Below are 15,455 nucleotides of genomic sequence, written 5' to 3' on the forward strand. Positions count from 1 at the left end.
TTAAGCTCTTTCGACAATGATTGCCGATGCGCCTCCACCGCCATTACAAATGGCTGCAGCACCTAGTTTTGCGTTATTTTGCTCCAATACATTTAGCAATGTAATCAATATACGTGCGCCAGAACATCCTAATGGGTGCCCTAGAGAAACGGCACCGCCATTTACATTGACGTTTTTATCGTTCAAGCCTAATATTTTCATATTTGCGAGTCCAACTACGGAGAATGCTTCATTAAATTCAAAGAAATCTATTTCTTCCAATTTTAAATTAGACTTCGCTAGCGCTTTCGGTAATGCTTTTGCCGGTGCTGTAGTAAACCATTCTGGTTCATGCGCTGCATCTGCATAGCTTTTTATTGTTGCTAAAGGTGTAAGATTTAGCTCAATGGCTTTTTCTTTGCTCATTAAGACTAATGCAGCGGCACCGTCATTAATGGTAGAGGCATTAGCAGCGGTAACTGTGCCTTCTTTAGAAAATGCCGGTCTTAAATTGGGTATTTTGTCAATAAATACGTTTGAGTATTCTTCGTCCTTAGTAACCATTTTTGGTTCGCCACGTCTTTGCGGAACAGCTACGGGAATAACCTCATTATCGAATTTACCGTTTTCCCAAGCTTCTGAAGATCTTTTGTATGATTGAATGGCGTAGGCATCTTGATCTTCTCTGCTAAATTCATATTTAGTGGCGCAAGCATCTGCACACACGCCCATTGCATTTTGATCATATGCATCAACCAAGCCATCTTTTTGCATTCCGTCTATTAAAGTAGAAGGACCAAATTTTGTTCCGGTTCTCATATGTACGTAATGCGGTATAAGACTCATATTTTCCATTCCTCCCGCAACTACAATATCGGCATCACCCAAAGCAATTGCTTGAGCCCCTTGCATTACGGCCTTCATGCCCGAAGCACAAACTTTATTTATGGTTGTACAAGGAACGTTATTTGGTATGCCGGCAAATATTGCAGCTTGTCTGGCCGGTGCTTGTCCGGTACCGGCTTGAACTACATTGCCCATTAATACTTCGTCTACTACATCTGGACTAAGATCAATTTTTTTTAAAGCACCTTCAATAGCTATGGCTCCTAATTTTGGAGCTGGTATTGTAGATAATCCGCCCATAAAACTACCTATAGGGGTTCTTACGGCTGAAACAATAACTACCTCTTTCATGTTTTTAAATTTAGATGAAACGAAATTACTAAATTCTAAAGCAACCCAAGTGATATCATCTCAATTACTAGTTATCAGTTTATTATTTTCTATTTTTGAAGAACCTAATACAATTTTCTTTTGGATAATCTTTACAAACAGCAATCGCTCATTTTCAAATATATACTCTATGTAGTAGCGGTTGCATTTATAGTATTCTTCTTGCCCAAAGGAGGTAAATTTAAATATGAGTTTCAAAAAGGAAAACCGTGGCAGTTTGAAAACCTGTATGCCCCTTTTGATTTTTCTATTCAAAAGACCGATGCTGAAATAGCTAAGGAAAAGCAAATTATAGAAAATAATCAATTACCTTACTATAGTTATGATGAGGGTATAGTAGAAAAAGTTAGAGAGTCGTTTGATGATGAATTTGAGTCTCAATGGGGAAATACAGAGCTGACTGGAAACCAAAAAAGCCGATTAAAATATTTTGCCCAAGTCATTTTAGATTCTGTTTATGCAAAGGGAATATTACAGAATAATGGCAAACAGGTACAACGTAATTTCATTTATTTGGTAAAGGGAAATGAGGCAAGTAAAGTACGCGTTTCAGATTTTTTAAAGGTAAGTGAAATCAATAACCTGGTTAGCGCTATACTTGATGATAATAATTTCAGCGCATTTGAAAAGGAAATACAAGCCTTATTTTTTGATATTATTGAGCCTAACGTAAGTTTTGATAATAATCTCACCCAAAAAGCTAGGGCAGAGGCGTTGTCAAAACTTTCTTATACGCGTGGTACCGTTGATCAAGGCCGTTTGATCATAGCTAAAGGAGAAGTGGTAGAGGCAGAAAATTTAAAGATTTTGGAATCTTTAAAGTCAGAGTATGAGTCTGAATTGTGGACTGCCAATAATTATTACTTTATTTTAATAGGTTATACCGTTCTAGTGGCATTGGTATTGATCATGCTATTTTTATTCCTAAAAAAGTATAGAAGAACCGTTTATGAAAACAATGTAAAAGTCACTTTTATATTTTTCAATATTTTATTAATGGTATTTGTAACCACAATGGTTATAAAGTATAATGATCAATTGGTTTTTGTTGTCCCGTTATGTATTCTACCGTTGATCCTAAAAACTTTTTTTGACGCAAGATTAGGGTTATTTGTACATGTCTTGACCATACTTATTCTTGGTTTTGTGGTACCTAATAGTTTTGAATATATATTTCTTCAGATTATTACGGGAATAGTTACTATTCTAACGGTGTCGGAATTATACAAAAGGGCTAACCTTTTTGTTAGCGTAGGGCAGATTACATTAATATATATTATAGGTTATTTGGCTTTTCATACCATTCATGAGGGAGACTTAAGTGATATTGAATGGTATACCTTGGGTCTTTTTCTTCTAAATGGAATGATTACGCTGTTTGTTCAGCCTTTGATCTATATCTACGAGAAAGTTTTTGGATTGGTGTCCGATGTGTCCTTATTAGAGCTTTCCGATACCAATTCTAAACTATTAAAAGAATTAAGCAATAAGGCTCCGGGAACATTTCACCACTCTTTACAGGTAGCCAATTTAGCTGAGGCTGCGGCCAATGAAATTGGTGCTAATGCCATGCTGGTAAGGGTAGGGGCATTGTATCACGATATTGGTAAGATGAACGACCCTACTTATTTTACTGAAAACCAAGTAACCAATGTAAACCCGCACGATGAACTTAGTCCAAAAGACAGTGCTAGAATTATCGTGGACCATGTAATAAAAGGCATTGAAATCGCCAGAAAGAATAATATTCCCGATCGAGTTATAGATTTTATACGTTCTCACCATGGTACTACTTTCGTATTTTACTTCTACAAGAAGCAAAAAGAAATTGATGAAAATGTAAACGAAGAGGATTTTAGATATCCAGGGCCTTTACCTTTTTCAAGGGAGACTGCAATTCTTATGATGGCAGATTCAGTAGAAGCAGCATCAAAAAGTTTAAAGAATCCAACATTTTTAATTATAGATGAGTTTGTCGACAAAATTATTTCTGGTCAAATGAAGGCAAATCAGTTTTTGAATGCTGACATTACGTTCAAAGAAATAGAGACAATCAAGAAAATCTTCAAACAGAAGCTTATAAATATTTATCATTTGCGTGTGGAATATCCTGAGTAACAGCAAGATATTTTTTTATTAAAAAAAAACGTAAAAATTGTTGTGTATAATCAGTTATACTTACTACATTTGCATCCGCTATTTAGAGCAACAGTTCATTGAAGAATTACTGGAGAGGTGCCTGAGTGGCCGAAAGGAGCGGTTTGCTAAATCGTCGTAGGTGGAAACACTTACCCAGGGTTCGAATCCCTGTCTCTCCGCAACAGTATGTTGAGAGACATATTTTTTGATAACCAATTCGGGGTGTAGCGTAGCCCGGTTATCGCGCCGCGTTTGGGACGCGGAGGTCGCAGGTTCGAATCCTGCCACCCCGACAAGAAGCCACTGAGAAATCAGTGGCTTTTTTTTGTTTTTATACGTTCAAAAGGCGGTATTGCCTTTTAAATATAATTACATCTAGAACCTTCAATTGTAATCTATCACAATTAAAAAAATACTATTTTCTCCATAATTTGTTAAACGCCAATAAACTCTTATTTTAATTGATAATTCGGCAATAATTAGCTAAAATTTTGCTATTTTGATTATTAAATATTCTTTACTGCTATAGGATAAGCTATAAAGTTTTAAAGGATCATATTTTAATCGGATTATAATGAAAAGGAAGATACTTTTATTAATTTTTTGTGGCTTACTTAGCTATGTTACCAATGCTCAATTCAACAACTTTAAGTTTGAAAACTTAGATACCGTTGATGGTTTATCGAGCAGTACGTGCTTAACTATTTTTCAAGACTCAGAAGGTTTTATGTGGTTTGGTACTATTGACGGTCTTAATAAGTATAATGGGTATGAGTTTGAAGTGTACAAGTCAATATTAAATGATCAACATTCAATTAGTAATAATAGAATTAATGCCATTGTAGAAGGAGCAGACGGTAATTTATGGATAGGTACTAACAACGGTTTAAATTACTTTAATAAAAAAACCAATAGTTTTCTTAGGGTAGATCTGTACAAGCAACTTTCCTTATCTAACAATCCACGTAAATTTATAAATGCTTTACTTTTTGATGAAGAAAAGAATGCCTTGTGGGTAGCTACCAATAATGGTGTCATAAAAATATTACTGGAAGAGTTTAATGCAGATGTATCTGAATTAAAATTTTACTATTATCTAAATGATGATTCTAACTTAAATTCATTGGATAATAATATTGTTAATGTAATTCTTAAAGATCAAAACAATGAAATTTGGTTAGGAACCAATGGCGAATATTTAAATAGATATAATGCTGAGCAAGATAATTTTGATCGTGTATTAATAGAGAACACTTCTAACTACGAATTAAACCATATACCTAAGAATATATTTGTTGATGCTGACAATGATTTTTGGATAGGAAATAACCTCTCTAACATTATTCATTGGAATAGGTCCAAGAACACCTTTTCCCATATATCATTTACTGATGAAACGGATATTGCTATTCGTGATATGCATTTAGATAAAGATGGTAATATCTGGGCATCAACAGATGGTTATGGCCTGTTCATTTTAAATAAGACCGAAGAAAAAGTAATTCAGAATTTAGTCAATAACTTTTCCGATTCATTTTCACTACCAAACAATAAACCGTCTAAAATTTATGAAGATTTTAATGGTATTTATTGGATAGGTAGCTATGATAAAGGGATAAGTAAATTAGATCCTTCGCAATACGCTTTTGGTCATTATTACTATCAACCGGGAAACCCAAACGGACTAAACGAAAAAATTGTTCAATCTGTTCTCCAAGATTCTAAGGAGCGCCTATGGATAAGCGCCTATAATGGTGGTTTAAATCTATTAAATCAAGAAAACAATACCTTTCAGCATTTTCCACATGACCCCAATAATCGTAACAGTATAAGTTCTAATAGAATTTTGTACACTTTTGAGTCTAAGAATGGGCAAATCTGGGTATGTACTTTAGATGGGGGGGTAAATAGATTTGATCCAGAAAGTTATAATGTTCAACGTTACTTGCACAATGAATCTAACCCCAATACCATAGGTCAAAATTCCGTTTGGTCAGGGGTAGAAGATAATGATAATAGAATATGGCTTGGGTTAAGAACAGAAGGTTTAAGTCTCTTTGATCCTGTAACCAATAAGTTCCATAACTTTAAAAATGTAGCCGGTAAGGAAAATGGCCTTGCCAGTAACTTTATATTTTATTTATTCGTTGATTCTAGAAATAGGTTATTTGTTGGCACTTCATTAGGGTTAAACTATATTGATTTAAACCAGTTCAAAGAAAGAATACCTGAAACATTGACCTTTAATGAGATTAAAATACCGGGTATTGAAGACAACCTTATCAATCATATTTCTGAGGATCATTTAGGAAATATTTGGTTGGGTGCAGATACGGGTATTTATAAATTAGATTCAGATTTTAATGTTCTTAAATCATATACCTCAAAAGAAGGTTTGCCCAATAATTTGGTGGTTGGTGTACAAGAAGATGATAATCACAATTTTTGGATTACAACAAAAAGCGGACTCTCATTTTTAAATACGGAAACAGATCAATTAAAGAACTTTAATATTCATGATGGGTTGCAAGGACCAGAATATCAAAGTAAATCTATTGAGAAAACCAGTGACGGTAGAATTATAATAGGAGGCATAAACGGATTTAATATTTTTCACCCAGATGATATTACATTAAAACCCTCATCACCATTAAAACCTAAGATTACCCAGTTTACATTGAACAATATGCCAGTAGTTGTTGGTGATACGGTCAATGAAAGAATTTTATTAGAAGATAGGGTAGAAGAGTTGGAAAATTTAAAATTGAACTATGATGAAAATTATGTTGCGTTCGATTTTTTGGCACTTCATTTTGAAAACCCAGAAAGGGTACAATATGCCTATAAGTTGCAAGGTCTTGATAACGATTTTGAAACCATTGGCACAAAAAGAGAGGTGAGCTATGCCAACCTAAGTCCGGGAAAATATGGCTTTGAGGTAAAAGCATCTCTAGATGGCAATTGGGAGCAAGCTAAGGCAACCATCGTAAATTTTGAAGTTCTTTCGCCACCTTGGAAAACCTGGTGGGCTTATCTACTTTATTCATTGTTTGGTGTGTTACTGTTTTATTTGATAATGAGATACTACACACAAAAAGTACAAGAAGCACAAGAACATGAACTGGATCAGTTGAAACTTCAATTCTTTGTCAATGTTTCCCATGAATTTAGAACACCGTTGACCTTAATAATGAATCCGGTCGATAAAATATTATCCAATTATTCCTATAATCCGGAAGAGGTGAAGTCTTCAGCTATTTCAATACAGCGTAGTGCACGTAGATTATTGCATTTAGTGAATCAATTATTGGATTATAGAAAAATGGATGTCGGAATGGCACCCCTTCAGCTCGAAAAAGGAAACATTGTTAAATTTAGTGAAGACATATTTTCACTATTTGTAGGTCTTGCCAATAAAAAGGAAATTGAATATAGATTTATCTCAGAGTCTGACAGTATCGACTTATTGTTCGATTTGGATAAGGTTGAAAAAATTATAACCAACCTTATTTCAAATGCCATAAAATTTACCAATGCAGGTGGCGAAATCACCTTTTCAATAAAAAAGGTATCCCAGAAAAAAAGCTCGTCCAAACTATTATTTCTTAAAAAGGAAATGACAGGGGATTTTGTTGAAATTACCGTTACAGATTCGGGAATAGGCTTAGATAAAGAGCAAATTAAAAACATCTTTTCAAGATTTTACCATATAGATGTAACTAAGTCCGGCACGGGAATAGGGCTGAATTTTACGCAGGCTCTGGTGGAAAAACATGGTGGAGAAATTTTTGTGGAAAGTGAATATGGTGTAGGTAGTAAATTTGTGGTGAGATTACCTTTGGATAATAAGTCTACCCCGGTTGAAGTTGAGAATGTAAAGAACGAATTCTTGATCAATTCCATGAAATCTGTAGAATATGAAATGTATATCGCGGATGATGAAAATCTAATTCTGCCAAATCCTAATACTGAAAGTGAAATTGAAAAACCAACTATTTTATTGGTTGAGGATAACAAGGAGCTTCGTCAACACTTAAAGAACGATTTGCAAGACAAATACAAGGTTTTGCAGGCAAAGAATGGGGAAGAGGGCTTAGAAATGGTTAAAAAACGTTACCCAGATTTGGTCATTAGTGATGTTATGATGCCAAAGATGGATGGTTTTGAAATGTGCAGGTTGATGAAGACCGAGTTCGAAACTTGTCATATACCTGTCATACTGCTTACGGCTAGAAGTTTGGAAGTAGACAGGGTTAGTGGTTATGATAATGGTGCAGATGCTTACTTATCCAAACCATTTGTTACCAGTGTGCTAAAATCAAGAATTAGAAACCTAATTGAAGCGAAAAAGAGACTTAGAAAACGCTTTTCTGAAATTGGCGGTATTTTCCCATCAAGTGAGGTTACTACCAATAATATGGATGAGGTGTTCTTAGATAAGGCAACAAAGGTAGTATTGGATAATGTTGATGATGAGGATTTTAAGCAAGATGATATATTAAAGGAACTCGGTATTGGTAGGTCTCAATTTTATAGAAAGATAAATACCTTAACAGGTAATAATCCTAGTCATTTTATAAGGACAATAAGATTAAGGTATGCTGCAGAACTGTTGGAGAAAAATTGCTATTCTATAAAAGAAGTTACCCATATGTGTGGCTTCAATTCAACGGCTTATTTTAGTAAAACCTTTAGAGAATTATTCAATGTAACCCCAACGGAATATATGGAGGGTAATAAAGGTGAGCCTGTAAAAGAGGACAATTAATGTATGATTATCTAAATTGAAATAGGTCATAAAACAGAATGCAATTGTACATATAATATAATTGCATTCTTTTTTAGCATGCCTATTGGCCAGATAACTAATTTGTTTATGTGCTATTGATTCAAAAATACTGACAGCGTATAACGGCAATCAATAAATGAATTGTATGCTTTTCCATTTCAATAAACCGATTCATGTTTACTTTTTATACTTTATTCAAAGGAAAGTTTCTGCATAAAAAAAGGCAGCAATACATTACGTATTACTGCCTTTAAACTAACTCAACACAATTATCTTAGTAACCAGGATTCTGGTTTAGGTTTTCATTTAAACTTGTTTGCGATGTAGGTATAGGAAATAAGTAGTTATCTCTTGTAAAATTGCGTGTAGCAGAAGGTTGAACGATCAACGCTCTTCTTTCGCCCACGCCTGTTTCGGTAACTCCTTCTCCAAAGCCATATCCGCCTGGCGTGTATAGGTCTGGGTTGTTTTCATAAACAGTACCTTCTATAACTGCACCATAAATAGTTTCACCTAGTTCTTCCTCGGCAATACCCCATCTTTTAAGATCATTAAATCTCGTTGCACCTTCGGCATAAAGCTCTATAGTGCGCTCTCTTCTAATTTCGGTTTCAATATCCATATTATTGGTAGCCAAAAAGGAATTTGTTAATGGTGGTAAACCAGCTCTAGCTTTGACCAAGTTGATAGATTCATCCATTTGGGCATCGGTTAGGCTTCCATTCAATTCATACAAAGCTTCTGCGTACATTAAATAAACTTCTGCTAAACGAATAAACGGCATGTCATAAGCTTCAGTTTTTGTAGCTCTGTAGGCTTCATCCGTACCCCATTTCCAACTCATGAATTTAGAGTTGAAATAGCCAAAATTGTTGGTGCCGTTCAACAGAACATCTCCGTTTTGAGGAATTTCTCCAAGGGTTTTATGGTATGTGAAATAAGCTCTCATTCTGTAGTCCCTATCTTGAAATTCATCTGATGTATTTTCATAACCTTGAAATAATGGAGATTGGTCAATTGGCAATCCATCTGAACTTAAGAAAAGGTCCATCATTTTTCTACTAGGCTTAACTCTACCTTCATAAACATGGCTTAAAAGGTCACCGGCCTGTCTAAAGGTGAAATCATATTTGTTATAAAATATGAACTCCTTATTCGTAGCCTTGTCTAAACCTGCTGGGTTAGAACCACCATCTTCTAAGTTGAATAGGAAGTTAGAACTTAAGTTGTCTAACTCATCATTGTAATCCCATAGTTCAAAGCCACCTTGGTCCATTACGGTTTTGGTAAGTGTAACTACTTCTTGTAAATAAACATCTATGTTAGAAGCATTAAAACCTTCACTACCGGCACCTGTACTTGTACCATCGCCATCGGTAGAGGTACCTACGTATTTCATCCAAGTAGCTTCGTGTAATAAAACATCTGCTTTAAAAGCCATTGCAGCCCATTTACTGATCTTACCTTTATCTTCAGAAGCTATTTCTTGCTCCGTAGGTAAACCTGCGATAGCATCATCTAAATCCGCTAAAATTTGAGCAACAACTTGGTATCTGCTACTGCGAGGAGCGTTTAATTCTTCATCACCAACATCTAAAGGTCTGGTAACCAAAGGAACACCTCCAAAACGCTGTACTAAATTAAAATACTGGTACGCTCTGTGAAACTTAGAGGCAGCCACATAAGGAACAATACTTTCTTCACCTTCGTAAGCCTCCGCTCTTTGTAATAAAAGATTGATATCTCTAATAGTAGAGTATGGGGTAGAGTAGTATCCGTCAGATTCAGGAGCTCTAGTATCACCTCTACTATATATTTGCATATCGCTATCTTCGGTATATCCTACCAAATCAGAACCGTGATCAGCATAAATTCCTTGATCATACCTCCACGTCATTAGGTCTGTATAGAATCGGTTAGAGCCGGTTAAAAAATGATCAGCTTCAGTATAGTAAACCTGGTCTGTAATAGATGCAGGTGGATCAAGGTCAATGAATTCGTCCTCACAAGATGTAAAGAAGACCATTAAACATGGTATTATTATATATTTTAATTTTTTCATCTGTATATGATTTTATGATGTATAATCTACTTTTATAATTGTATTAGAGCGATACTTTTAAACCTAATGCCCAAGTACGCATAAAAGGGTATGCACTATTGTTAGAGCTCGCTTGAAACTCTGGATCGTAACCATCTTTAACGCTAGTTAACTCGAACAAATCGTTTCCTGAAAAATAGATACGTAAGTTATTGATAGGTGTATTTCCAATGCTTAAATCTCTAAAGGTATACCCTATGATAAGCGACTTTAATCTCATATATCTATTATTCTGTAAGATATGATCTTTAGAACGGTAGTTCCAAGCAGATAATCCACGTTGAGTGGTCAACCTAGGAAATTCAGCATCTCTATTATCTTCGGTCCAAGTTCTACCTAACCATGTGTTAGATTGATTTTGCCATTCAGCTTGAAAAGGTTGCGCAAAATATCCTGTTCTATAAATGTTATGCTCAAGAGCTCCTTGAAAGAAGGCACTAAGATCAAAGTTCTTATACTTTAAGTCAAAATTGAATCCGTACACATAATGTGGAGCGGCATCTCCACTATAGGTTAAATCTTCGTTATCTAATGTACCATCTCCGTTAGAATCTACAACACGCATATCTCCTGGTCTTAAAGCGTCATTAGATGTTTGTAGCGGTAAAATTCCACCTTCATTTAAGCTAGCATAATAAGCATCAACTTCTGCTTGAGAATCAAAATAACCATCTGTTTCCCATAAGAAGAAAGAGTTGATCGGTCTATTTAAAATATTTCTTCCACGATCAGCATCGTTTAAATTCTCAAAAATTGTTTGAGCGCCATCGTATTGGGTAATCTCATTTCTGGTATCACTCATATTAGCACTAACTGTGAATTCTAAATCGCCAATATTCCCTTGGTATCCTAACATGGCTTCCCAACCATCGGTTTCCAATGTTCCAATATTGGTAAATGGTGTTGCCGTACCTAATACAGATGTTTCAATACCTCTAACCAACATCCCTACGTTTTCTTTTTGGTACAAATCAAAAGAACCAAAAACCTTACTGTTGAACAGTCTAAAGTCAACTCCAATTTCCTTGGTTACAATTCTCTCCCAAGTAGTACTGCTACTAAATAAGCTACTAGCAACAGAAGTTGCCTGTTGACCGGCATTTGTTTCTCCAAATACGGTATTGCCAAAACCTACGGTAGATAAGTAACTAAAATCACCAATACCGGAAGTACTACCCAATTCACCGTAACCACCTCTAAGCTTTAAAAAGGAAATTAAGTTGCTTTCTTTTAAGAAGTCTTCTGAACTAATTACCCAACCACCGGAAACACTACCGTAGTTAGACCATTTAGAGCCTTCGGCAAATCTAGAAGATCCATCTCGTCTACCTTGAACCTCTAATAAGTACTTGCTTTTGTAATCATAGTTAATACGGCCAATGTAACCAAAGAAACCCCAAGATGTACCGCCACCAGAAGTGGTCACCAATTGATCTGTAGCTCCTAAATTAATATCATAAACGCCATAATCAACAAAACCGTTTCTTTTAATGAAGTATTCGTTTACATCGTTTTTTTCAGCTTCAATAGCTAAAAGTCCAGATATATTGTGATCACCAAATTGGTTTGCGTAGTTTAAGGTACCCTTGTAGTTCTTATAAGTAATGTTACCATCATTTCTGTCAGGACCGGTACCTTCTTGAATAGAGGTAGTGTTATTTATATTGTTAGAGAATTTTCCGCCCCAACTGTAAAGAGGTACGGATACAAAGTAAGATTGATATTCACTATTTTGTCTACTAATGGCATAAGACCCGGTAAAATCTAAATGGTCCGTAAATTTGTATTTTGCCAGTGCAGATATTTTAAATTGCTCTACGGTTTTGTTCTCACGACCACCATCTATTACTTGAGCTACACCATTTCTGTCACCTGTAATAAGGTCACCACCAAAGTTGGCATAATATTGACCATCTGGATTGTAGGTTGGAAAAAGAGGGGCATCATAAGTGGCAGCTTCTCTCCCAAGTCCACCTGAAGGTCCAGAGAATTTGTTGTTGAAATATGTAATATTGGTGTTTACACTAAGTCTATCGCTAATATCAGCGCTATAGTTCATGGAGAAGTTATATCTATCAGAACTATCATCTGCAACTTTTAAACCACCTACGTTGTTATCATAACCAGCGGAAATACGAAAGTTGCTCGTCTCGGTACCACCAGAGATACTAATGTTATGTTGGCTAGAATAAGAGTTACCGAACATTTCATCAAATCTAGGGGCGTTACCTAACCAAATATTTCCATTAATGGGTAGGTCATAATATCCTTCATCACCAGAAGCGATTCTATCAACAGTTTCAAGGTCGTTCCAGAAGAAATATCTTGGAGGCTTACCAGATGCAATATCTTCACGGGCCGCTGCAGCATATAACTGTCCGTACTGTGACATGGTTGGTGTTGGTGGGCGTATACCTATGGTTCCTACTCTGGACACCGTGCTGATATCTACAGAAATCTTTCCCTTACCTTTTTTAGTAGTAACCAATATAACACCACCAGCAGCACGAGAACCATATACGGAAGCAGATCCACCTTTTAGTACACTAATACTTTCAATGTCATTAGGGTTCATATCATTAAATGATGATGAGTTTATAGAAGGAATACCGTCAATGACAATTAAAGGTTCTATTCCATTAATAGATGAAGCACCTCTAATTAAGAAGTTGACACCTTCGTCACCAGGTCTAGATGAAGTACGGGTAACAACAAGACCAGGAGTTCTACCTTGAAGGGCAAGAGCGGGGCTACCAACAGCCAAATCTTCAAAAGCCTCTGCCTTTACCTGTTCTACAGAACCGGTTAGGGTTTCTTTTTTGGCAGTACCATAACCAACAACAACTACTTCATCTAAAGCAGTAGTGTCCGGTTCTAGAGATACGTTGATTACAGTTTTGGAACCTACGGTAATCTCTTGCTTTAAGAATCCTAAATAGGAAACAACAAGAATGGCATCTGATGAAGGTACGTTGATAGAATAATTTCCATCAAAATCGGTAACGGTACCTGTTGTTGTGCCTTTAACGACAACGGCAACACCAGGTAGACCCATGCCGTCATCACTACTTACTATAGTACCCGTTATTGTAAGTTGTTGTTCTGAGTTCAACAGGTCAACACCACTATTCATAGTATTACTAGCTGTAATCGCGAACGCGTGGTTTGTGCACAAAACTACAAACCCAACCAATAAAGGTATCATGGTCTGTAATTTCCATTTAGAAAGTTTGATTAGTTTAATCATAAGATTGTTAATTTAATTAGTTAATTAATGTCGTTTCATCAGTTTCCCGATACAGTAATTATCATATTGATATTTGTTAAGCCAATGTTAATTATAATTGGAGCAAAGGGTTATAAATTATTACTCAATGGTTATAAATTATATTCCTTTTTACTGAAACAGGGGTTAAATCCGTTTTTTGGGCAGGCACAAATTGTCTGAAACACATTTTTTTAACAGTTTTTTTGTTGGTTGTTGATTAACAGTACAAGCTAAAATTTTTGCATAATAATCTATACCTATTATATAAGTACATATATTAAATTATCAACACTATTATATAATTATTTGATTTACAGTATTTTGTGTGGAATTTTAACGCATCTGATTATACGGTTTTAGGCTTGTATCAAATTTCACTTCACTGTACGGTAATATGTGCGAATTCACTTTTATGAAGTACAAAGTTGATTTATGGAAATTTCAGAAGGTTTTTATGGAAAAACATAAGGGCTATATGTAAAATGCCAAATATTCTATGATTTATGGGGCATTTTGAACGCTATTTTATAGTGATTGAATGATAGTTTATCTACTTCAAAAGACATTCTTAATAAACTTGTTTAACAGTAATTCATCAGCATTTTTATCAGTGGAATTTTCCATTTCCGAATCATTTCTACTGAATTAAACATTTACAAACTAAGGCAGTTTTTGCCTCATTATTAAGAAAAATATGAATCGATTATTCCTATTACTTTTTGTCTTAACGTTGACTAATTGTTCTAACCAAGAGAAGAATAGCGTTGTTGATACTAAAAAAATATTGTCTCAAAATGTAGAAAAAACAAAAGAAACATTAAAGGTGTTGACTCCAGATCAAGGGTTTGCCAGAAATATACCCAAGGAACAGACCAATTGGGAATTGGTTGGGGTTAAAGATTGGTGTAGCGGATTTTGGCCAGGAGTAATTTGGTATGCTTACGAGGCTTCAGGTGATGAAGAGCTTCGTGAACAAGCAGAGAAATTTACCGCTCCACTTAAAAGTATAGCATATAGCCCGGCAGAAAATCATGATATTGGTTTTATGTTGTATACCAGTTACGGTAATGGTTATAGATTGACCAATAATGAGGAGTATAAGAATGTACTGCTAGCCGCGGCAGACACTTTAGCTACCCTTTATAACCCTAATGTAGGTTCTATATTATCATGGCCTTCGCAAACACAGTTTAGGCACAATACCATCATAGATAATATGATGAATTTAGAACTATTGTTCTGGGCAGCAAAAAATGGGGGAAAACAAGAACTTTATAATGTAGCGGAAAGCCATGCTTTGGTAACAATGAAAAACCTGGTGAGAAAGGATAGTGCTATTTATCATGTAGGATCTTTTGATGAAACTACGGGCGATTTCTTAAAAGGGCAGACCCACCAGGGTTATGCGGATGAATCTATGTGGGCAAGAGGTCAGGCATGGGGTATTTATGGTTTTAGTGTTGCTTATAGAGAAACACACAGAAAAGAATTTTTAGACACGGCAATAAAGGTATCTGAGCACTATTTAAATAGATTGCCCCAAGATGGTATTCCATATTGGGATTTTGATGATGTAAATATACCAGATGCTCCAAAAGATGCTTCCGCAGCCGCAATTGCAGCATGTGGTTTGTTAGAATTGTCAAAGTATGTACCTAGTGAAGAACTTTCTAAAAAATATATAACAGCGGCAAGAAAAACAATTAACCTGTTATCAGAAGCGCCTTATTATAGCGGTGAAACCAATCAAGCCCTATTATTGCATTCAACAGGTCATTTACCTCATGATTCTGAAATAGATATTCCTATTATTTATGCTGATTATTATTTTATGGAGGCATTGCTAAGGTTGCAGAAAATGGATGAAAATTCATCGCAATTGGCAAAATCATAAGAACTGATCTCTAGGATTATCTAGGGTGATACCTCAATATGAATAAATA

The 15,455-nt window shown here is 35.4% G+C and carries 6 protein-coding genes and 2 tRNA genes; 5 read left to right on the forward strand and 3 right to left on the reverse strand.

The window, feature by feature from the left end:
- Positions 1-1,176, reverse strand: coding sequence for an acetyl-CoA C-acyltransferase (locus VBZ51_RS16500; protein WP_416577619.1), 1,176 nt, complete (start codon positions 1,174-1,176; stop codon positions 1-3).
- Positions 1,177-1,296: 120 nt separating this feature from the next.
- Here VBZ51_RS16500 and VBZ51_RS16505 point away from each other — a divergent pair, with 120 nt between their 5' ends.
- The 4 genes from VBZ51_RS16505 (at position 1,297) to VBZ51_RS16520 (ending at position 8,122) form a co-directional block, all read left to right on the forward strand.
- Positions 1,297-3,333, forward strand: a complete 2,037-nt coding sequence (locus tag VBZ51_RS16505; protein ID WP_416577620.1) for an HD family phosphohydrolase — start codon at positions 1,297-1,299, stop codon at positions 3,331-3,333.
- Between the two features lie 111 nt (positions 3,334-3,444).
- A tRNA-Ser gene (locus VBZ51_RS16510) sits at positions 3,445-3,533 on the forward strand.
- 39 nt (positions 3,534-3,572) lie between these two features.
- A tRNA-Pro gene (locus VBZ51_RS16515) sits at positions 3,573-3,647 on the forward strand.
- A 281-nt stretch (positions 3,648-3,928) separates the two neighbouring features.
- Positions 3,929-8,122 (forward strand): hybrid sensor histidine kinase/response regulator transcription factor, encoded by a 4,194-nt coding sequence (locus tag VBZ51_RS16520; RefSeq protein WP_416577621.1) that lies wholly within the window; start codon positions 3,929-3,931, stop codon positions 8,120-8,122.
- Positions 8,123-8,417: 295 nt separating this feature from the next.
- Here VBZ51_RS16520 and VBZ51_RS16525 read toward each other — a convergent pair whose 3' ends face one another.
- Together VBZ51_RS16525 and VBZ51_RS16530 are read right to left on the reverse strand one after the other, a co-directional pair.
- Entirely contained in the window at positions 8,418-10,205 is a 1,788-nt protein-coding gene (locus tag VBZ51_RS16525; RefSeq protein ID WP_416577622.1) for a RagB/SusD family nutrient uptake outer membrane protein, read from the reverse strand.
- Positions 10,206-10,248: 43 nt separating this feature from the next.
- Positions 10,249-13,491, reverse strand: coding sequence for a SusC/RagA family TonB-linked outer membrane protein (locus VBZ51_RS16530; protein WP_416577623.1), 3,243 nt, complete (start codon positions 13,489-13,491; stop codon positions 10,249-10,251).
- Positions 13,492-14,206: 715 nt separating this feature from the next.
- Here VBZ51_RS16530 and VBZ51_RS16535 point away from each other — a divergent pair.
- Positions 14,207-15,406, forward strand: coding sequence for a glycoside hydrolase family 88 protein (locus VBZ51_RS16535; RefSeq protein WP_058105386.1), 1,200 nt, complete (start codon positions 14,207-14,209; stop codon positions 15,404-15,406).
- Positions 15,407-15,455 lie beyond the last annotated feature (49 nt).

The sequence above is a fragment of the Maribacter sp. HS genome (genome assembly GCF_048059195.1).
GTDB classification, from domain to species: Bacteria; Bacteroidota; Bacteroidia; order Flavobacteriales; family Flavobacteriaceae; genus Maribacter; species Maribacter dokdonensis.